This window comes from Pseudoalteromonas sp. PSi26, from assembly GCF_054960575.1.
The window spans coordinates 1-516 of record NZ_JBHNYT010000045.1; the positions used below are offsets into that span (position 1 = coordinate 1).

The 516-nt window shown below is 39.1% G+C and carries 1 protein-coding gene; it reads left to right on the forward strand.

The window, feature by feature from the left end:
- Window positions 1-508, forward strand: a 508-nt coding sequence (locus ACFI34_RS18760) for an IS3 family transposase (RefSeq protein ID WP_462674597.1), incomplete at its 5' end; no start/stop codon positions are given.
- Window positions 509-516 lie beyond the last annotated feature (8 nt).

The window sequence follows — 516 nt, forward strand, 5'->3', positions numbered from 1 at the left end:
AGATACCTTATGGTGCGGTGATGTGACGTACATTTGGACAGGCAATCGCTGGGTTTATTTAGCTGTTGTTATTGATTTATTTGCACGTAAAGTAGTCGGCTGGGCCATGTCGTTGTCGCCAGATACTAATTTAACGCTAAAAGCGCTTGAACTCGCGTATGAAAGCAGAGGGAAACCGTCAGGACTGATGTTTCATTCAGACCAGGGTAGTCATTATACAAGTTTGAAATATCGCCAACGTTTATGGCGCTATAAAATCAAACAAAGTATGAGCAGGCGCGGAAATTGTTGGGATAATGCGCCAATGGAACGATTTTTTAGAAGCTTTAAAACGGAATGGATGCCAAAAGTTGGATATGAGAACTTTAAAGAAGCTAAATATAGTGTGAGTGATTATATCAACGGATATTACAATAATGTTAGACCACATCATTATAATGCTGGTTTAGCGCCGAATGAATCTGAGATTAGATATCAAGATTCTAAAACTGTGGCCAAAATTAGTTGACCACTACA